22 protein-coding genes are annotated in these 18,221 nt (G+C 61.7%); 11 read left to right on the plus strand and 11 right to left on the minus strand.

Translation table 11 applies throughout. From position 1 onward, the window contains the following. Positions 1 to 13: 13 nt before the first annotated feature. Positions 14 to 634, plus strand: coding sequence for a hypothetical protein (locus ACR3YK_RS03830; RefSeq protein WP_486175910.1), 621 nt, complete (start codon positions 14 to 16; stop codon positions 632 to 634). Between the two features lie 165 nt (positions 635 to 799). Here the strand turns inward: ACR3YK_RS03830 and ccsB are convergent, their stop codons facing one another. Genes ccsB through ACR3YK_RS03855 form a run of 5 tightly spaced genes read right to left on the minus strand, consistent with a single transcriptional unit; the run spans position 800 to position 5,409 of the window. Beyond that, on the minus strand, positions 800 to 1,801 hold the full coding sequence (gene ccsB / locus ACR3YK_RS03835; protein ID WP_486175911.1) for a c-type cytochrome biogenesis protein CcsB: 1,002 nt from the start codon (positions 1,799 to 1,801) through the stop codon (positions 800 to 802). After that, positions 1,798 to 3,408, minus strand: coding sequence for a cytochrome c biogenesis protein ResB (gene resB, locus ACR3YK_RS03840; protein ID WP_486175912.1), 1,611 nt, complete (start codon positions 3,406 to 3,408; stop codon positions 1,798 to 1,800). The genes ccsB and resB overlap by 4 nt, the downstream gene beginning before the upstream one ends. A gap of 34 nt (positions 3,409 to 3,442) precedes the next feature. Next, complete coding sequence (locus ACR3YK_RS03845) at positions 3,443 to 4,186, minus strand: cytochrome c biogenesis CcdA family protein (RefSeq protein ID WP_486175913.1); 744 nt, start codon at positions 4,184 to 4,186, stop codon at positions 3,443 to 3,445. Next, on the minus strand, positions 4,187 to 4,777 hold the full coding sequence (locus ACR3YK_RS03850) for a TlpA family protein disulfide reductase (RefSeq protein WP_486175914.1): 591 nt from the start codon (positions 4,775 to 4,777) through the stop codon (positions 4,187 to 4,189). Then, the gene (locus ACR3YK_RS03855; protein WP_486175915.1) at positions 4,774 to 5,409 is read right to left on the minus strand and encodes a histidine phosphatase family protein; all 636 of its coding nucleotides are present in this window, start codon (positions 5,407 to 5,409) and stop codon (positions 4,774 to 4,776) included. Before ACR3YK_RS03855 ends, ACR3YK_RS03850 begins: the two co-directional genes overlap by 4 nt. Before the next feature lie 67 nt (positions 5,410 to 5,476). On the opposite strand from ACR3YK_RS03855, the gene aspS reads away from it, so the two are divergent. Further along, positions 5,477 to 6,805 (plus strand): aspartate--tRNA(Asn) ligase, encoded by a 1,329-nt coding sequence (aspS, locus tag ACR3YK_RS03860; RefSeq protein WP_486175916.1) that lies wholly within the window; start codon positions 5,477 to 5,479, stop codon positions 6,803 to 6,805. An 85-nt stretch (positions 6,806 to 6,890) separates the two neighbouring features. Continuing rightward, entirely contained in the window at positions 6,891 to 7,181 is a 291-nt protein-coding gene (locus tag ACR3YK_RS03865; RefSeq protein ID WP_339620745.1) for a hypothetical protein, read from the plus strand. Positions 7,182 to 7,184: 3 nt separating this feature from the next. On the opposite strand, the gene ACR3YK_RS03870 is transcribed toward ACR3YK_RS03865, so the two are convergent. Next, positions 7,185 to 7,484, minus strand: a complete 300-nt coding sequence (locus tag ACR3YK_RS03870; RefSeq protein ID WP_486175917.1) for a Dabb family protein — start codon at positions 7,482 to 7,484, stop codon at positions 7,185 to 7,187. Beyond that, positions 7,481 to 7,744 (minus strand): glutaredoxin family protein, encoded by a 264-nt coding sequence (locus ACR3YK_RS03875; protein WP_486175918.1) that lies wholly within the window; start codon positions 7,742 to 7,744, stop codon positions 7,481 to 7,483. Before ACR3YK_RS03875 ends, ACR3YK_RS03870 begins: the two co-directional genes overlap by 4 nt. An 18-nt stretch (positions 7,745 to 7,762) precedes the next feature. Between ACR3YK_RS03875 and ACR3YK_RS03880 the strand changes: the two genes are divergently transcribed. Next, positions 7,763 to 8,527: an HAD family hydrolase gene (locus tag ACR3YK_RS03880; protein WP_486175919.1), complete on the plus strand. Its 765-nt coding sequence runs from the start codon at positions 7,763 to 7,765 to the stop codon at positions 8,525 to 8,527. Positions 8,528 to 8,613: 86 nt separating this feature from the next. Here ACR3YK_RS03880 and ACR3YK_RS03885 read toward each other — a convergent pair whose 3' ends face one another. The 3 genes from ACR3YK_RS03885 to ACR3YK_RS03895 form a co-directional block, all read right to left on the minus strand. Then, complete coding sequence (locus ACR3YK_RS03885; RefSeq protein ID WP_003792170.1) at positions 8,614 to 8,712, minus strand: 30S ribosomal protein bS22; 99 nt, start codon at positions 8,710 to 8,712, stop codon at positions 8,614 to 8,616. A gap of 138 nt (positions 8,713 to 8,850) precedes the next feature. Then, the gene (locus ACR3YK_RS03890; RefSeq protein ID WP_486175920.1) at positions 8,851 to 9,045 is read right to left on the minus strand and encodes a helix-turn-helix domain-containing protein; all 195 of its coding nucleotides are present in this window, start codon (positions 9,043 to 9,045) and stop codon (positions 8,851 to 8,853) included. A 167-nt stretch (positions 9,046 to 9,212) separates the two neighbouring features. Further along, positions 9,213 to 9,692 carry an ArsR/SmtB family transcription factor gene (locus tag ACR3YK_RS03895; RefSeq protein WP_486175921.1) on the minus strand — a complete coding sequence of 160 codons (480 nt, stop codon included), beginning with the start codon at positions 9,690 to 9,692 and terminating at the stop codon, positions 9,213 to 9,215. Between the two features lie 64 nt (positions 9,693 to 9,756). On the opposite strand from ACR3YK_RS03895, the gene ACR3YK_RS03900 reads away from it, so the two are divergent. The 6 genes from ACR3YK_RS03900 to ACR3YK_RS03925 all read left to right on the plus strand — a co-directional run bounded on the left by ACR3YK_RS03900 (position 9,757) and on the right by ACR3YK_RS03925 (position 16,364). After that, positions 9,757 to 11,196, plus strand: coding sequence for a TrkH family potassium uptake protein (locus ACR3YK_RS03900; RefSeq protein WP_486175922.1), 1,440 nt, complete (start codon positions 9,757 to 9,759; stop codon positions 11,194 to 11,196). After that, the gene (locus tag ACR3YK_RS03905) at positions 11,189 to 11,860 is read left to right on the plus strand and encodes a potassium channel family protein (protein WP_486175923.1); all 672 of its coding nucleotides are present in this window, start codon (positions 11,189 to 11,191) and stop codon (positions 11,858 to 11,860) included. Before ACR3YK_RS03900 ends, ACR3YK_RS03905 begins: the two co-directional genes overlap by 8 nt. A 50-nt stretch (positions 11,861 to 11,910) precedes the next feature. Then, the gene (locus ACR3YK_RS03910) at positions 11,911 to 13,119 is read left to right on the plus strand and encodes an ROK family transcriptional regulator (protein WP_486175924.1); all 1,209 of its coding nucleotides are present in this window, start codon (positions 11,911 to 11,913) and stop codon (positions 13,117 to 13,119) included. Next, complete coding sequence (locus ACR3YK_RS03915; RefSeq protein ID WP_486175925.1) at positions 13,116 to 14,192, plus strand: ABC transporter substrate-binding protein; 1,077 nt, start codon at positions 13,116 to 13,118, stop codon at positions 14,190 to 14,192. Before ACR3YK_RS03910 ends, ACR3YK_RS03915 begins: the two co-directional genes overlap by 4 nt. Positions 14,193 to 14,295: 103 nt before the next feature. Continuing rightward, positions 14,296 to 15,120 (plus strand): ATP-binding cassette domain-containing protein, encoded by an 825-nt coding sequence (locus ACR3YK_RS03920; protein WP_100389370.1) that lies wholly within the window; start codon positions 14,296 to 14,298, stop codon positions 15,118 to 15,120. Next, the gene (locus ACR3YK_RS03925; RefSeq protein WP_486175926.1) at positions 15,117 to 16,364 is read left to right on the plus strand and encodes a sugar ABC transporter permease; all 1,248 of its coding nucleotides are present in this window, start codon (positions 15,117 to 15,119) and stop codon (positions 16,362 to 16,364) included. Before ACR3YK_RS03920 ends, ACR3YK_RS03925 begins: the two co-directional genes overlap by 4 nt. 43 nt (positions 16,365 to 16,407) lie before the next feature. Here the strand turns inward: ACR3YK_RS03925 and proC are convergent, their stop codons facing one another. Beyond that, the gene (gene proC, locus ACR3YK_RS03930; protein WP_486175927.1) at positions 16,408 to 17,235 is read right to left on the minus strand and encodes a pyrroline-5-carboxylate reductase; all 828 of its coding nucleotides are present in this window, start codon (positions 17,233 to 17,235) and stop codon (positions 16,408 to 16,410) included. Positions 17,236 to 17,258: 23 nt separating this feature from the next. On the opposite strand from proC, the gene ACR3YK_RS03935 reads away from it, so the two are divergent. After that, the gene (locus tag ACR3YK_RS03935) at positions 17,259 to 18,221 is read left to right on the plus strand and encodes a cation diffusion facilitator family transporter (RefSeq protein WP_341620690.1); all 963 of its coding nucleotides are present in this window, start codon (positions 17,259 to 17,261) and stop codon (positions 18,219 to 18,221) included.

Below are 18,221 nucleotides of genomic sequence, written 5' to 3' on the forward strand. Positions count from 1 at the left end.
CCAGAGTCAAGGAGTGACGATGTCAACTGAGTTGCGCCGCCTGCGTGCACTAGCCGCCGTCAGCGTTCTCAGCATGGGTGCGTTGACCGCGTGCAGTGCGCCAGCGGACCCCGAGAGCCCTGCAACGCCGCAGACGGATGCCTCGGCTGCCGCTGAGCCCGAAGAAGAGCTGGCGGGCGGGCCCGAGTGCCTTATCGGCGATTGGTACATCGCCGAAGATCAAATGCAGAGCTTTTACAGCGCCCTGAGTGCCAACAACGAAGGCCTGAGTATTAGCGTGGAGGGCGGCACTGGGCTCTCGTTCGCCGGATCAACGTACACCTACACTCCCGATTTCACGATCCTTCTCGACGTGGCTGATAACGAGGGTGTCGGCACCATTACGGGCGCGATCGCTGGCGACTACGAAGCGACCGAGACCGTGATCACTACCTCCCACGAGGAGAGCGACATCGCTGTTACCGTGACGGTCGGCGGAGTCAGCATTGACGGCACAGAACTCACTCAGGGGCTCCTTGACACCGCGCCGATCAATTCCGCGCCCTATGAATGCGGCACCGACGGCCCCATCATCCAGTTCTCTACGGGTGACGACAACCCCACGGTGCCCATTCAGTTGACGTCGGCCAACTAGGCTCGACAACCCTGAGCCGCACAGCGGCTCCCCTAAGCAAACGCTGGGGTGCTGCTCGGTGCGGCCCCAGCGTTTTTCTTGCCCTGGCCGCGTCGTCGGTCGCTGCGCTGCTACTGCCGCAACCGAAATCGCAGCCGCCGCCGCAATCGCCGCCGCCGCAAACCTTTAGAGGCCGGAGTAGGCGTGGAGCCCCTTGAAGAAGAGATTCACGACCGTGAAATTGAAAACGATCGCGAGGAAACCGACGATGGCAAGCCACGCCGACCGCGAGCCACGCCAGCCGCGAGTTGCCCTGGCATGGATGTAACCGGCGTAGAGGGTCCAGATGATGAAGGTCCAGACCTCCTTAGTGTCCCAACCCCAGTAGCGACCCCACGCACGCTCAGCCCAGACAGCGCCGGCGATGAGAGTGAAGGTCCACATGACAAAGCCGACAACCGTGAGGCGATACGCCAAGGTTTCGAGCCGGTCAGCAGCGGGCAGGGTGTCGAGGAAGCGCAGCTTGAGCGCCTTGCCAGCTTCGCGCCGTGCCTGCATGAGCTGCACGATCGAGAGGCCGGCGGCGAGGGCAAAGAACCCCGTGCTGAGACTGGCGACGAACACGTGGATGACCAGCCAGGCCGACTGGAGCGCTGGCGGCAGGGGTACGACGTCCACGTAGAAGCTGGAGGTGCCAACACCCAAGGCGATCAGCACGAAGCCCGTGATGAACGAACCGAGGAAGCGCAGGTCTTGCCAGAACTGAACGATGAGAAAGACACCGACGATAAGCGCGGTGGCGGTAAGCGTGAATTCGAACATGTTGGCCCACGGCACGCGGTTTGCGGCAACGCCGCGGAAGATGACCGCACCGACGTGCAGCACCCAGGCGAGCACCGTCATCGCCATGGCGAGCTTGAGCGACTTGGGCGAAGGGGCAACGACGTTCGAATCGGATGCCGCTGGGGCCGTCAGAGTGTCGGTGCCGCCCATGCTTGAGCCGTTCACCATCACGCTGGCCTGCTGGGCGGATGCCGGAGCAACGCCGGTCGCACGCGCTGCGGAAGCGTCGCCCGACTCCGCCGAACGGCGCGCCAAGTCGACAGCAAACATCACGAACGCAAGGGTGTAGATCGCCATCGCTGAATAGACCGCAATCAGCGAGTACGACACGAAGGTCTCAGTCACGATTCCACCCTAACCCCGAGTTGCTGGGAATGCTTCTCGGCAAAGTCTGCGACCGCAGCTTCGAGGTTGGGGTCATCGCCGCGAGCCAGTGCGGCGTACTCGATTGTTGTGGTTCCCGAAGCGTCAGTTCGCGCTGAGACCCACATGCGGCGACGTGGCACGAACAAGCTAGTGATGAGCCCGGCAAAGAGTAGTGCCGAGAACAGCAGCACGGGAAGCTGCGAGGGGTCGTGATGCACATCGAGTGAGACGAAGCGCGGGATGCTCGTCAGCTCAACGCTGCCGAGGTCGTTGGGTAGCTCCAACCGGTCGCCCGGCGTCAGTCGAAGCGTTTCTGCCTCAGACGTTCGACCCGCGATCTGTTCGAGCGAATCGGTATTGAGCGCATAGGCGTTGGCTCCTTGACCGTTGTCGAGGCCGAGGTCACCTTCGTACACCTCCAAGGTGAGCACGGGCGAGATGAGGTCGGGATAGACGGAAGCGAGCGCTCCCGAACTGAGAGTGCCGGTGGTCGGGTAGAGAAAACCGAGCATTCCGATTTGCTGGTCGAGGCCATCCGGAATTTTGATGACGCACGTGCTGCCAAGGTTGGCATCGAACGGAAGGCACGGCGTCGGCTGCGACCAGATGACCTTTTCATCGGCGTCACGCACGGTGAGCACGGGCGCATAGCCGTTACCGAGAAGGTACAGGTTTGTTCCGCTGAGGCTGAGCGGCTCGTTGACCTTGATCTGCGACTGCTGCGGTTCTCCGCCACGCACGGTGGTCGTGACGTTCGCCGTGAAGTCAATTGCTTGACCGATCGCCTGGCGGTTGTTCTGTTCGTACACGGGCTCGAACGAATCCAGTGCAACGGTGTACGGATCGAGCGCCTCATCGGTGAAGAAACGCCCCGGGTTGAACGAGTCGTAACTCGCGAGCGAATTACTAAAGGCGTAGCCCTCCACCACAACGCGCTGGCCCGTGTAGCCGAAGCCACCACCGATTCCAACCGTGATCAGCACGCCCACAAGAGCGGCATGGAACACGAGGTTTCCGGTTTCGCGTAGGTACCCGCGTTCGGCGCTGACCGAGTCACCGTAGAGCTCGGTGCGGTAGCGCTGCGAGCGCAAAAGACGGCGGGCGGAGGCGATGGTCGTGTCGACATCCGCTTCGGTCGTGCGCGTCGTGAAGCCCTGCAAACGCGAGAGCCGAGCGGGGGTCTTGGGCGGGCTGGCACGCAGAGCATCAAAGTGGTGCTTGGTGCGCGGCAGCACACAGCCGATCAACGAGATGAAAAGCAACAGGTAGATCGCCGAAAACCACACCGACGTGTAGGTGTTGAAGACTTGGAAGAAATCGAGCACCGCGGCGGTATCGGGGTAGTTGGTGCGGTACGCGATAACGCCGTTAGGGTCTGAGGTGATCTGCGGCACAAGCGAGCCCGGGATCGCCGCGACAGCGAGCAGCAACAGCAGGAACAGCGCGGTGCGCATGCTCGTGAGTTGACGCCAGAAGAACCGTGCGTACCCCGCGAGAGTCAGTCGCGGTTGCTGAACTTTGCTCTGCTGCGCGGGTGCCGGAGCATCCATGTGGTCGCTGGGACGCGTTGCATCGCCCTCAGTCATCGAGTTATCCGCGGCCGAGTCGCCGTTCGTTGGATCAGAGGAGTGTGTCGAAGCCACCGATTACCGCTCCCAAACTTGTCACGATTGCACGCCACACGCCGGTGACCATGAGGAGACCGATCAGTACGAGCAGTGCTCCACCAATCAGGTTAATGAGTCGAATGTGGCGGCGCATCCACGCCACCGACCCGGTCGCCCAGTTGAGGCCGAGGGCCACCAAGAGGAACGGGATGCCGAGACCGAGGCTGTAAGCGACGCCGACGATAGCGGCCCGGCCGGGGTCGCCGCCATCCAACACCATGCTGCCGACGGCGATGAGCGTGGGTCCAACGCAGGGAGTCCAGCCGAGGGCGAAGACGACGCCAAGCAGCGGTGCACCGGCGAGGCCGGTGGCGACCTTGAACTTCGGCTTGATCGTGCGCTGTGCAAACGTGACTTGCCCGATGAACACGACACCCATCACGATCACGAGAGCACCGGCGATGCGGGTGATGAGGTCGAGCCAGGGCCGCAGCAGCAATCCAGCCGTTCCGAACAGCACGGTGAACGCCACAAACACCACGGTGAAGCCCAGAATAAACAGGCTGACACCGAGAACAAGACGCTTGGTGCTGCCCTTCTCCTCCGCGCTCGTGAACCCACCGATGTAGCCGAGGTAGCCCGGAACGAGCGGGAGAACGCACGGCGACGCGAACGAAACCAGGCCCGCGAGCAAAGCGATCGGAATCGCGATAAGGAGGTTGCCGCCGAGAATGAGCTCGCCGACGGGATTAGACACTTACTGTTCCTCGGCGATGACCGAGTCGATCATCGCTGCGAGGATGCTCGGGTCACGCACGAGGCCGCTGATGCGGGCGGCGACTCGACCCTCGCGGTCCACCACGAGAGTGGTCGGCACCGCGTTGGGAGGCACGGAGCCGGCAAACGCCAACTGCACGCCCGCGGTTGCGGCATCCACGACAGAGGGGTACGGAATGCCGAATTCATCGGCAAAGGTTAGGGAGGTCTCCGCGGTGTCTGACACGTTGACGCCGAGGAAGGGCACCTCGGGATACTCCTCGCTCAGGTCAGCAAGGTCGGGAGCTTCGAGCCGACACGGTGGGCAGCTCGAATACCAGAAGTTGACGACGTAAACCGAGCCAGCAAAGTCGCTGCTCGAGACCGCATCACCGGTGTCGAGCGTGGCGTCGTACGCGATGGGTTCATCGCGATTGCTGGCCGGGATCTCGACGGTCGAACCGTCGCCCGAAATGTAGCCCTCTTCCGAACCGTTTTGGTACTGCTCGGCAAGAGACTCGTTCGGGCTGGAACACGAGACCGTCGTGAGCGCGGCGAACGCCACAACAACGGCAATGAGACGGCGGTTCACACTGCTCCTAGGTCGATGGATGCTGCGAGCAATTCTCCCGCAGGTTCCTGATAGTCAACCTCGACGAAATGGTCACCCTCGCGAGCGAGCGTCGTGATACTCGACAGCGTGCAGCGACGATTGCGGGGGTCGTGTGCCAAGCGCATCTTTTTGACGGAGCGCGCGACCATCACGATGGGCAACTGGTGACTGACCATGACCACTTCGCCGCCCTCGGCAGCCGACCACGCGTCATCAAGAGCGGCGAGCATGCGCGCTTCGATGCTGACGTAGGCTTCGCCCCAACTGGGCTTGAGCGGGTTCACGAGGTGCGGCCAGGCCCGCGGCTGCGTGAGAACCTTCGGAAATTGCAGGCGACCGCCCTCGAACCAGTTAGCCGGCTCGATAATGCGTTCTTCGGTCGTGATGGGCAATCCGTAGCGTTCCGACCAGGGCTGCGCCGACTCTTGGGCGCGCTGCAGCGGGCTCGCGTAGAGCGCCCCGAGAGGCCGTTCCGCGAGGCTTGCTGCGGCGACATCCGCCATTTTATGACCCAGTTCACTGAGGTGATACCCGGGAAGACGGCCATAGAGAATGCGGTCGGGATTGTGCACTTCACCATGGCGAACGAGATGGATGAGGTCTGCTGGCACGGTACTCAGTCTACGTTGGCAGCTCTCCCGCACTTTCTCGCGCGTTATCCCTTGTAAACTCGGGGCCGTGACTACACGCACCCTCATTAAGAACCTGGCCGCCGCAAGCGATGGAGAAACCTCCGTTTCGGGGTGGGTCGACACTGTTCGAGATCAAAAGAAGGTGCAGTTCGTCGTACTGCGCGACGAGTCGGGTGCGGTGCAGCTTGTTCACCCCCGCTCGTTCAACGACGACGGCACCCCGGCAGAGGATCCCCTCGCCGAGACAATTTCTGGGCTTGCGCAGGGCACCTTCCTCACGGCGACGGGCGAACTGAAGCACGACGAACGCGTGAAGCTCGGCGGCGTCGAAATCAAACTCACCGACATCGAGATCGCCGCAGAGGCCATCCCCGAGACGCCAATTGCAGAGGATTCCAGCGTTGACAAGCGCATGGATTGGCGCTTCCTCGACCTTCGTGTACCGCGCAACAACCTCATCTTCCGCATCCAGACCACGCTCGAGCACGCGTGGCGCACCTACTGGGTCGAGAACGACTTCATCGAAGTTCACACCCCCAAGCTCATGGCCAGCGCGAGCGAATCGAAAGCCGAGCTGTTCGAGGTCGACTACTTCGACACCAAGGCCTATCTGGCGCAGAGCCCCCAGTTCTTCAAGCAGATGGCTCAGTCCGCTGGCTTCGGCAAGATCTTCGAGATCGCCCCCAGCTTCCGTGCCGACCCCAGTTTCACCTCGCGTCACGCCACCGAGTTCACCATGGTCGACAGCGAGATCAGCTGGATCTCGAGCCACGAAGATGTCATGAACTTGCACGAAGAGCTCATGGTCGCTGGCTTCCAGGCCGTCAAAGACAAGCACGGCGACGAGATCGAGAAACTGTTCGGCATCGAAGTGACTGTGCCGACCACGCCGTTCCCCCGCATCCCGCTGGCTGAAGCCAAACAAATCGTCAGCGACCGCGGCTACACAGTGCCCCGTGCCGACGCCGACATGGATCCGGAGGGCGAGCGCCAGATCGCCGCCTACGTGAAAGAAACGTATGGTCACGACTTCGTATTCTTGACCGACTACGCCGCCAGCATCCGCCCGTTCTATCACATGCGTCACGCGGATGATGCGGGCCTCACGAACAGCTACGACCTCGTGTTCAACGGTGTTGAGATTTCCACAGGCGCCCAGCGCGAGCACCGCGTTGACGTGCTGGAGGCGCAGATTCGCGACAAGGGAATGGACCCGGAGGAGCTCGACTTCTATCTCGACTTCTTCCGCTACGGCGTACCGCCGCACGGCGGATTTGGCATGGGCCTCGGTCGCGTACTGATGCTGCTGCTCGGACTGCCGAACCTGCGCGAAGCGACCTACCTGTTCCGCGGACCAACGCGCCTCACCCCGTAGCCGCCCTGTGGGGCTCGCGAGGGCCTTACAGTTCGACACACCGAACCCATAGCCAGCACATACCTCACTAAGGCAGGATGACCCCATGTCAAAGAAAATTGATGCGGCACTCAAGGATCTCAAGAAGGCACTCAATAAGCACGCCGAGGTAGTGGGCAGTTCCGCTGTCTCCCTCAAGAAGGCGCAGCGAGCGAGCGCGAAAGTGGCCGCAGCCGCAACCGCCTACGCCGAAGCTGTCCACTCCAAGAGCGGCATGGGAAACCCCTTCGACGACATGCTCCAGCCGGGGCTGGACAGCGGAACGCTCGCGTCGTTAGCTGCCGAACGGGACTCGATCAAGAATCACATGACCGGCCCAATCAGCGTCAGCAAGTAGTTTCTAGATCTCGAAGTCAACGCACACGCGGTCGCGCGTGTGCGCCTTGACTACGCTTCCCGCCTCCACATGCAGCGGGTGGGTGCCATAGGCTGCGAGCGCTTCGGGCGAAGTGTGATCTGAGACGAGGATGACGTCCCAGTTTGAGTCCACTGCCGCACTATCTGCTCGCACGGTCAGCGATTCGAGGCCCTCGATCTGGCCAACCAAAGGCTCAAGTGCGGCGGCCATCGCATCCACCGCAAGCTTCTGGCCGACGGCATCCTCAGCGATGAGCTTCCACATCACAACGTGACGGATCATTCGGCTTCCTCCATAAGTGCGGCGCTTAAGCGCTCAGGGTCGACACGCCAGATGGTGTGGACGCGGTCATCGATAAGCACCACAGGAATCTCGTCCCAATACTGGGCATGAAGAGCTTCATCATCAAGAATCGACTGCTCAACAAGCTCCACTGACCGCTCTGCGGGCAGTGCGGCAATGACAGCACTAATCGTTTCGCGGGCGTCATCGCAGAGATGACAACCCGGTTTTCCGATTAATGTGAGACGTTTCGTGGGCACGGTCTTAGAATAATCCGAATGCACGAGGTAACGGCGCCCCCATCGAGCCATAGCGCGGTTGTGGCTTTCTTTGACGTGGACAACACGCTGATGCGGGGCGCGAGCGCGTACTACTTGAGCAAGGAAGCCTGGCGACAAGGAATCGTGGGCTGGCGAGACATTGCGCGCTTTGCTTGGCACCAGTTTCGTTTCGTAGCGGTCGGCGAAAACCACAAACACATGACGAGCGCCCGGGAACGGGCCCTCGAAATTGTCGGTGGACACCCACTACACACGCTTGTGCAGCTTGCCGAAACGATTTACGAGCGCGACATTCTGCCGAACCTGTGGCCTGAGACCGTAGCCCTCGCTCGCGAGCACCTCGCGAAGGGTCATGAAGTGTGGCTCATCACCGCGACGCCCCAGTTTGTCGCGCAAGTAATTGCCGAGCGCCTGGGCCTCACAGGCGCACTGGGCACTCGTGTGCGCGCCGAAGACGGTCTCCTCACGGGCGAGCTCGAGGGCCACGTGCTGCACGGCCCAGAGAAAGCCACTGTTGCCACAGAGCTCGCTGAGCGCGTGGGAGCCGATCTGGCAGAGTGCTGGGCGTATTCAGACTCCAGCAACGACATCCCTCTGCTGAGCGCCGTCGGCAATCGTGTTGCCGTGAACGCGGATGTCAAACTCACCCACCACGCCCAAACAATGGGGTGGCAAATCATGCCCCTCAACCGCGCCGGCCTCAAAGAGGCGCGCAAACGCGTCAAGCGGCAAGCCAGGAGCGTTCGAAAAAGCTCCCGTTAAGCTCAAACACCCGAACGTTCAGGTGAACGTTCGGGTGTTCGAGTTACGACCGTCTTGGAGGACGGCCGCCTAGTCATGGGGACTAGTTACTTCTTGTTGCGACGCTGGTGGCGAGTCTTACGAAGCAGCTTGCGGTGCTTCTTCTTTGCCATACGCTTGCGACGCTTTTTGATGACTGAACCCATAGGAACCTCACTGATTTCTGAACGAACCGACCCGGTCCGATTCAGAACCGCGGAAAGACATACCGGAAGAGTTTACCGCACCGGACGGGTTTTAAAGTCTCGCTGAACTGGGAACCAACCCAGAGCGAACGTTTGTCGCTAACCGACCTCGGAAACTGGGGGCGCAACCGCGGTTGCTACGGCCGATTCCGGAATGCGGAAGGAGCGACCAAAGCGAACCGCAGGCAGCTCCCCGGAGTGAACGAGTCGATAGACGGTCATGTTCGAAACACGCATCATGTCGGCTACCTCAGCGACGGTGAGAAAGCGCATCTCTGAAAGATCCCGCGACATCGGACCAGCCCCTTTGGTTTGGCTACCGCGCTGTTGTGACTAACTGTGCAGCGCCCTCAATAACTTAGCGACGCACCCAGCGTGTGACTGGAGTGCTAATCGGTAAGAATAGAGGCTGGTGTGACTCGCTGTCCACCCCCACTACGCCTGCACGGCGCGCCTGCGGACTAATCCCGGCCGAAGATGCGAGAGCGAACCGCGCTCGGGAGCTGCTTAGCGGCTTCCGTGACGTCGTGAAGTGCGGAGCGGGCTTGATGAGTGCGCTCGGCGACTCGGCGACCAAGGTTGTCTCCAACATCCGCCCCTGACCATGCGGCGAACGCTCCCGACGATTCGCGAAGCTCGTCGAAGTCATCGTGAAAGTCCGCGCTCAAGAACGGAATAAGCCAGTCCTCAACTTCTTCGAGAGGAGACGCGTCGAGACGGTAATAGCGATGCTGGCCGTCTTCACGCACCGACACCAACCCGTGGTCGCGCAGCACTTTGAGATGCTTAGACACGGTCGGTTGACTCAGATCGAGCTTCTCGACAATCTCGCTTACGCTCAGCTCGCCGCTCGGAGAATCCGAGGCGATGTACTGCTCCAGCAGCACCGTTAGAAGGCTACGCCGCGTTGAATCGGCTACTACGTCAAAGATGTCGGCCATGAGATAAGGGTACCGGGGCTAGCTGGGGAGTACCATGGCCTCCTGTGCGTGGGGAGATAAATAGATGAGTTCTTGGGCACCCATGCGTGCACACCCTCGTGAACGCAGCCTCCTTGCTCGCATTCGCGACCTGATCGACCGCTTCGCCGCCGCAACTCCAGCGCGCTTTGCGATTGCCATTTTCTCTGCTCTTGTTGTCGTGCTCACGACATTGCTTGCGCTGCCCATTTCTGCGCGTGATGGACAGGCCACCCCGATCGTCGATGCGCTGTTCACGGCGGTCTCCGCGATTTGCGTCACGGGTCTCACGACCGTGGATATGTCAACCCACTGGTCAGCATTTGGAAACACCGCCATTCTGATCGGCTTTCAAGTCGGCGGAATCGGTGTCCTCACTCTCGCCAGCATGCTCGGCCTGGTGGTGTCGCGACGACTTGGCTTGCGCCAGCGGTTGATCGCGGCCAGCGACACGAATCCCTCGCGCATCCATGTGGGCCCGGTTTCGGAGTCTCAAGCTATTCGACTCGGCGAGATTGGCGGTCTTCTTGCGACCGTCGCCATTAGTGCCCTAGCGATCGAAGTTGTGCTGTCCCTCGTGATCATTCCCCGACTGCTCGTCGAAGGATTCGATGTGTGGCCCGCCATTTGGCAGGGCTTCTACTTTGCAGCATCCGCTTTCACTAACACGGGGTTCGTGCCGGCCGTGAGCGGCATGGAAGCGTTCGCCCAAGACCCGTGGATGCTCGGAGCGATCGGTACGGGCGTATTTCTGGGCAGCCTCGGCTTCCCGGTAATCTTCGCGGTAGTTCGCCGCTTCAAGAACGGCTCCCGCGTCTCCGTTCACGCGCGCCTCACCCTCTTCACCACGGTGTTCCTCATTTTTGCGGGAGCAATTGCGGTGTTGGTCCTCGAGTGGAACAACACCAACACCATCGGAGGGCAAAGCCTCATTTCGAGACCTCTGACCTCGACCTTCTTATCGACCATGACGCGCTCAGGCGGTTTCTCGCCCATCGACATTGATGAACTCAATGGTTCAACGCTGCTCGTGTTTGACATGCTGATGTTTGTGGGTGGTGGGTCGGCGTCGACCGCGGGCGGCATCAAGGTGACAACATTGGCTGTGTTGTTCTTGGCCGCAATGGCTGAAGCGCGCGGTGACAACGACATGCACGCGTTCGAGCGTCGCATTCCGACTGATGTACTTCGGCTCGCCGTGAGCGTGACGCTCTGGGGAGCCACCATCGTTGCCGTTTCCACTGTGGCGATTCTGCAGATCACTAAGGAACCACTCGACAGGGTGCTCTTCGATGTGATTTCAGCGTTCGCCACGTGTGGGCTCTCTACCGGCCTTACAGAATCACTGCCCGATAGCGGCAAGTACATTCTCGCCGCCACGATGTGGGCCGGACGAGTGGGAACGGTTACTCTGGCGGCAGCCCTTGCGGCAAGTCAGCGCCGTCAATTGTTCACGAGAGCAGAAGAGAGGCCCATCGTTGGTTGACAAAATTCCGCACAATGCGCCGGTTCTAGTGATCGGGCTCGGTCGCTTCGGAGCGGCAACTGCCGGCCAACTGCAGCGCCTCGACCGCGAAGTACTGGCCGTAGACGAAGACCTCAATCTTGTGCAGAAATGGTCGGAGCGCGTCACACACGCGGTACAGACCGATGCCCGCAGCTTAGATGCCCTCCGTCAGATTGGCGCCGAGGACTTCTCTATCGCCGTTGTCGCAGTCGGGTCGTCCATCGAAGCGAGTGTTCTCATCACCGCCAACTTGGTCGACCTCAAGATTCCCCAGATTTGGGCTAAGGCCATCAGCCGTTCGCACGGCAAGATCTTAAACCGCATCGGCGCCAACCATGTGATTTACCCCGAAGCCGAAGCTGGCGAACGTGTAGCCCACTTGGTATCGGGCCGGATGATCGACTTCATCGAGTTCGATGATGACTTCGCCATCGTGAAGATGTATCCCCCGAAGCCCATCCGCGGCCTGCCGTTGAGCGAGTCGCAAGTGCGCCGCAAGTACGGCATTACCGTGGTCGGTGTGAAGTCTCCCGGCAAGGAATTCACCTACGCCACGCCCGAGACCGTGATCTCCAATCACGACCTCGTGATCGTCAGCGGCAATTCCGAAGACATCGAGAAGTTTGCGACTCTCGCCACCTAACCCCGTTTGTGGACTGATTTGCGGCCACTCGCTACCTGTATCTTGATTCCGTGAGCAAAAAACGGGCGACCCCGGGGTCGCAAACTTCGCTCCGCGAAGCTAACCGCGCTCGCATCGTCGACGCGGTAAAGCATCATGGTGGCCTCACGCAGATCGAATTGGCCGGCGCTACCGGGCTCTCCCCCGCCACCGTCTCCAACATCGTGAAAGAGCTCGTCACCGCTGGTGTGCTCGCCACAACGATGAGCACGCGCAGCGGTCGACGTGCCCACCAAGTCACCCTCGCTCGCGCACTCGGCCTGGTGGTTGGCGTACATTTCTCCGAGCGCCACATGCGAGTAGCGCTGTCGGATGTCGCCCACACGGTTGTCGCCGAGCATCACATGCCGCTCGCGAAAGACCATCGCGCCGACAACGAACTCAACCGCGCTGCCCAGCTCATCACCGACATGCTCGAGTCTGTCGAGGCCACGCACGACGAGATTTTGGCCGTGGGACTCGCAATGCCCGCTCCGATGGATGCCGCGACGGGCATTATTTCGCGCACCGGAATCATGCGTGGCTGGGACGGTGTTCCGGTTGCGGAATCTCTCGGCATCCGGCTGAATAGCCCGGTATACGTCGACAACAACGCCAATCTGGGGGCACTGGCCGAGTTCCGCTCGGGTGCCCTGCGCGGCAAACCCAACTCGCTCTATGTCAGCATCGACGACGGAATCGGTGCCGGCCTCATCCTCAACGGTGCAGTCTTCCGTGGCCATCACGGCGCCGCCGGCGAGTTCGGGCACATGGTGCTCGATGAAGACGGTGCCCTGTGTCGGTGTGGCAATCGTGGATGCCTCGAAACCCTCGCCGGCGGTCAAGCCATCGTCGAGGCGGTGCGCACGGGCCGTCGCGGCCTCAAGCTGCACGATGTTGTGGTGCGGGCAATTGCCGGGGATAGCGCGTGCATCCGGGCCATTGCCGACGCGGGACGCCACCTCGGCATCGCCGCGGGCAACCTCAGCAATGTCTTCGACCCCGAGCGCATTGCGGTCGGCGGCGAACTCTCGCAGGCCGGCGAGCTCCTGCTCGGCCCTATGCGCCACGCGATGGAACGTTCGGTGATCGTGGGCTCCGGGCACGCCGCAGATCTCGTGCAGAGCCAGCTCGGGCCACGCAGTGAACTGCTGGGCTCGATTGCGTTCGCGATTGATCGGCTCTCGATCGGTTCCGGAACGACCCTCTCGGCAGACACCTCCGATGCGGGCGACTCATGATCCGTACCCCCTCCCGCCTGCTGCGGGCGATTGCTGCAGCCGCGCTGGCACTGCTCGCCCTCAGCGGATGCGGCCTCGTCATTCCCGATCCCGGTGCACACGGTTCGCGCACGATTGCTCTGCTGCTTCCGGAGTCGAAGACGGCCCGCTACGAGGCCTACGATCGCCCGTTCTTTGAGGCGAAGGTGGCCGAACTGTGCCCCGAATGCGAGGTAATTTACGCCAACGCCGACCAAGACCCGGCCAAGCAACAACAGCAGGCCGAATCGGCTTTTGCTCAGGGCATTAGCGTGCTCGTTCTCGACCCCGTCGACTCCTCGGCTGCGGTGACGATCGTGGCAACCGCTCAGTCGTACAAGGTGCCCGTGATCTCGTACGATCGCTTAATCGGCAGCCCTGAGCTCGCGTTCTGGGTGTCCTTCGATAACGAAAAAGTCGGCGCACTGCAGGGCAAAGCCCTTGTCGAACGTCTCGCCGACCAGGGCCTGTCGTCGGGCAACATCGTGATGATCAACGGTTCCCCCACCGACAACAATTCGCGGCTCTTCAAGCGCGGTGCGCACAATGTGATCGATGGCAGCGCCTTCACCGTGGTCGCCGAGTTCGACACCCCAGGGTGGAGCCCCGACAAAGCCCAAGAGTGGATGGCGAGCCAAGTTACGCAGTACGGCGACAGTCTGGTGGGGGTCTACGCCGCCAACGACGCCACAGCCGGCGGAGCAATCGCCGCCCTCAAAGCGGGCGGAGTGACTCCGCTGCCTCCCGTCACGGGTCAGGATGCCGAACTCACCGCTATTCAGCGCATCGTGAGCGGCGACCAGTACATGACCATCTACAAGGACCTCAAGCGTGAGGCCGAGATTGCGGCCACCCACGCGGTTGCTCTGCTCAACGGCGAACAGTTGATCGGGCAGAGCCCCGAGACCAACGGCATCCCGACCACGTTGCTGACGCCCGTGATCGTGACAATCGACAACATTATGGAGACCGTAGTGGCCGACGGTTTTTACACGGTGGAGCAAATTTGCACGGCGGAGTATGCCGCTGCGTGTGCGGCGGCGGGGATTCAATGATGATCCATGGCATCGCCACTGACCACTCGAGCACACGCACGCTCGCACCGACACCCACTACCGCGCCCACACCCACGTATGAACTCAAGGAAGAGAGCATCTTATGACCGAGGTCACCCCGGCCAGTTCAGACGATGAACCGATCCTGTCGCTGCGCGGAATCAGTAAGCAGTTCGGCGCCATCAACGCCCTAAACGACGTGTCGCTCGACATCTACCCCGGCGAGGTTGTTGCGATCGTGGGCGACAACGGTGCGGGAAAGTCGACGCTCGTGAAGGTACTGGCGGGCGTGCATCCGGCCAGCTCGGGCACTATTACGTACCGCGGCGACGAAGTGTCGCTGGCGAACCCCACCGACGCCCGCGACCTCGGTATCGCCACGGTATTTCAAGACTTAGCCCTCTGCGACAACCTCGACGTTGTCTCCAACCTGTTCTTGGGGCGCGAGCTGGGCCGCAGCGCTCTCGATGAAGTCGAGATGGAACAGCAGACGTGGGCGCTGCTCCGTCAGTTGTCCGCCAAGATTCCATCGGTGCGCACTCCCGTCGCGGGCCTCTCGGGCGGGCAGCGGCAGACCGTTGCCATTGCGCGCTCACTCATCGGTAACCCGTCGATTGTGGTGTTGGATGAGCCCACCGCCGCCCTCGGCGTTGCGCAGACTGCTGAGGTGCTGAACCTTATTGAGCACCTCCGCGAGCGCGGTCACGGCATTGTGCTCGTGAGCCACAACATGGCGGACGTGCAGGCTGTCGCCGACCGCGTGGTCGTGCTGCGACTCGGTCGCAACAATGGCGACTTCGCCGTCGCCGACGTGACTTACGAAGACATCATCGCGGCGATCACCGGCGCCACCGATAATGCTGTGAGCCGGCGGGCCGGGATGACCGGGGCGACGTTTACTCGCGTGAAGGAGGGACTCAGCTCATGAGCACTTCTGAGAACCGCCCGCCAACGAACAACACGCCTGCCGTTGACCTTCCGCCCGCTACGGGAATCGCCGAGTCCTGGGCGGCGTTCCGCTCGCGGGTGCGCGGTGGCGACCTCGGAGCTATTCCCGTCGTGGTCGGCCTTGCGCTCATCTGGACGATCTTCCAGATTCTGAACCCAACCTTTTTGTCGAGCGCCAACCTCGTGAACCTCGCCATGCAGTCAGCCGCCTTGGGCACGATTGCCCTAGGTGTCGTGCTCGTTCTGTTGCTCGCCCAGATCGACCTCTCGGTTGGCTCGCTCTCCGGCCTCGCCGCCGCGATTCTCGCTGTCACCTTCACCCAACTGGGCTGGCCCCTCATCGCTGCCATCGCTGCGGCGCTCGCCGCTGGCGCGATCTTCGGATGGTTTTATGGCTTCTTACTGACGCGCTTCGGAGTTCCGAGTTTCGTCATCACTCTCGCCGGTCTTCTCGGTGTTCTCGGCCTGCAGCTCTGGGTACTGGGCAAGCTCGGCTCGATCAACATCCCGTTCGATTCCTGGATCGTGCAATTCGCCCAGCTCATGTTCTTGCCCGCGTGGCTCTCGTACGTGCTCGCCGGAGTCGCGACGCTCGCCTACGTGGGCGCCCATCTCTCGCTCGCGAATCGTCGCAGCCGTGCGGGGCTGTTGCCCGAGTCACGAACCGCGATCCTGCTCCGCGGCACCCTGATGATCGTCGCCCTACTCTTCGGTGCGTGGTACCTCAACACCGACCGCGGTATCGGGCTCATGTTCCTGCTCTTCATTGTGCTCGTGATCGCGATGGACTTCGCACTCAAGCGCACGCGCTGGGGGCGCTCCATCTATGCGGTCGGCGGCAGCGTCGAAGCAGCCCGGCGTGCCGGCATCCGCGTTGATCGGGTCTACATTTCTGTCTTCATGGTCAGCGCGACGCTCGCCGCACTCGGTGGCATCTTGGCGGCATCACGCCTGGCCGCCGCCAACCAGAGCAGTGGTGGCGGAGACACGAACCTCACCGCCATCGCGGCAGCCGTCATCGGCGGCGCCAGCCTCTTCGGCGGTCGCGGAAGTGCGTGGTCGGCCCTGCTCGGAATCGTCGTCATTCAATCGATTTCGAGCGGCCTCACTCTACTCAGCCTCGACTCCTCCGTGCGCTACATGGTCACGGGCGCAGTGCTGCTGCTCGCCGTGATCATCGACTCAATGTCACGACGCTCGCGCGCCCTGCACGGTCGCTTCTAAACGCACCCGTGCCCGCTCGCGGTCGTTTCTAGCCGGAGCTGCGCTAGCCCGCAGCGAGCTCCTTAGCGCGAGCCAGAGCCGCAGCGGTAGCGCGGTCGAAGATCGCCTTGAGGTCGGCGGCCTGCAGTTGCTCCACGGCACGCTCGGTCGTTCCCTTGGGGCTCGTAACCTGCTTACGCAGTTGCGCCGGAGAGCTGTCGGATGACGCCAGCAGAGCAAGAGAGCCCTCGAACGTTCCCGCCACCAACGTCAGTGCCTGCTCGGGCGTGAACCCCATGTCTTCGGCGGTGCGAGCGAACTCTTCGAGAATCAAGAACACGTAGGCGGGGCCGGATCCCGAGATGGTGCTGAGCGCATCAATCTGAGATTCGGGAGTTTCGATGACAGTGCCGACCGTCTCGAACACGGCGCGACCAATAGCGAGGTCATCTTCGGTGGCGCGCGACCCGGCGCTCACCCCCGTCACGGCCTTACCGACGATGGCGGGAGTGTTGGGCATAGCCCGCAACACGACGTTGTCGACGATGGCTTCCATCCGCGCCGTCGTGACACCAGCGGCAACGCTGATGACGATCGCATCGGGTTCCAAGAACGGCTTGAGGTCGGCGAGAGTGTCGGGGATCATCGCGGGCTTCACGCCCAGCATGACGACCTTGGCGCCCTTCACGGCGCGAGCATTGCCATCCGGAGTATTCTCCAAGGCAAACGATTCGACACCGTCGGAGCGCACCGCGGCAGCCTTCGCTTCCGTGCGGTTCGTGACGCGGATGCCCCCGCTGACGGTCACTGAAGGGTCAAGTAAACCCGACAGGATGGCACCTCCCATTGATCCGGCGCCGACAATTGCAATGCTAGGAAGGGAAGTAGTCACGTGAACATCCTAGGATTGATCGCATGAGCGCGTCAGGCGGAACCAAAGCAATCCTCGCGGCGATGGCGGCGAACGGCGGAATCGCCGTGACCAAATTCATTGCCTTCTTGATTTCGGGGTCCAGTTCGATGCTCGCGGAGAGCGTTCACTCCGTTGCAGACACCAGCAATCAGGCCCTGCTGCTGCTCGGTGGCAAGCAAGCGAAGAAGCATGCGGATGCCGAGCATCCGTTCGGCTACGGCCGCGAGCGCTATGTCTACGCCTTCGTCGTATCGATCATCCTGTTCTCGGTCGGTGGCGTGTTTTCGCTCTACGAGGGCATTCACAAGCTGCAAGACCCCCACCCGCTTGAGCAAGCCTGGCTGCCCATCACCGTGCTGCTCATCGCGATTGTGCTCGAAGGCTTCTCGCTGCGCACTGCTGTCAAGGAATCGAACCTTGTCCGCGGTAAGCAGAGTTGGATCGCGTTTGTGCGTCACGCTAAAGCACCTGAGCTTCCCGTAGTGCTACTCGAAGACGTCGCAGCTGAAATCGGTCTCGTGCTCGCCCTCTTCGGCGTCGGTCTCACGGTCATTACGGGCGACTCAACCTGGGATGCTATCGGCACGATCGCCATCGGTATTCTGCTGATCATCGTCGCGATCATCCTCGGCATCGAGACCAAGAGCTTGCTCGTGGGCGAAGGTGCGACGGTGAAGCAGCGCAACACCATCCGCGATGCCATCAACGCGCACCCGGACGTTCGCTCGCTCATCCACATGAAAACGCTCTACCTCGGCCCCGAAGAGCTCATGGTTGCCGCCAAGGTCGACTTCGGCGCTCAGACCCGACTAGTGGATGTTGCTGCCAGCATCGATAGCGTGGAGAAAGAGATCCGCGAAGCCGAGCCCATGGCCCGCGTTATTTACATCGAACCCGACGTCTACCGTCGCCCGCCCGAAGCCGCTCCGCCCACGGACACCATCGTCATCGTGGGCAACGACTAA

The organism is Salinibacterium sp. 10G20-15, assembly GCF_057365065.1.

Bases quoted from the DNA above. Each gene is read 5' to 3' on its own strand.
- resB (WP_486175912.1), bottom strand. From the start codon at position 3,408: ATGACTGAGGGCGATGCAACGCGTCCCAGCGACCACATGGATGCTCCG.
- ACR3YK_RS03915 (WP_486175925.1), top strand. From the start codon at position 13,116: ATGATCCGTACCCCCTCCCGCCTGCTGCGGGCGATTGCTGCAGCCGCG.
- ACR3YK_RS03935 (WP_341620690.1), top strand. From the start codon at position 17,259: ATGAGCGCGTCAGGCGGAACCAAAGCAATCCTCGCGGCGATGGCGGCG.
- ACR3YK_RS03890 (WP_486175920.1), bottom strand. From the start codon at position 9,045: ATGTCGCGGGATCTTTCAGAGATGCGCTTTCTCACCGTCGCTGAGGTA.
- ACR3YK_RS03900 (WP_486175922.1), top strand. From the start codon at position 9,757: ATGAGTTCTTGGGCACCCATGCGTGCACACCCTCGTGAACGCAGCCTC.
- ACR3YK_RS03885 (WP_003792170.1), bottom strand. From the start codon at position 8,712: ATGGGTTCAGTCATCAAAAAGCGTCGCAAGCGTATGGCAAAGAAGAAG.
- ACR3YK_RS03865 (WP_339620745.1), top strand. From the start codon at position 6,891: ATGTCAAAGAAAATTGATGCGGCACTCAAGGATCTCAAGAAGGCACTC.
- ACR3YK_RS03925 (WP_486175926.1), top strand. From the start codon at position 15,117: ATGAGCACTTCTGAGAACCGCCCGCCAACGAACAACACGCCTGCCGTT.
- ACR3YK_RS03920 (WP_100389370.1), top strand. From the start codon at position 14,296: ATGACCGAGGTCACCCCGGCCAGTTCAGACGATGAACCGATCCTGTCG.
- ACR3YK_RS03880 (WP_486175919.1), top strand. From the start codon at position 7,763: ATGCACGAGGTAACGGCGCCCCCATCGAGCCATAGCGCGGTTGTGGCT.
- ACR3YK_RS03870 (WP_486175917.1), bottom strand. From the start codon at position 7,484: ATGATCCGTCACGTTGTGATGTGGAAGCTCATCGCTGAGGATGCCGTC.
- ACR3YK_RS03895 (WP_486175921.1), bottom strand. From the start codon at position 9,692: ATGGCCGACATCTTTGACGTAGTAGCCGATTCAACGCGGCGTAGCCTT.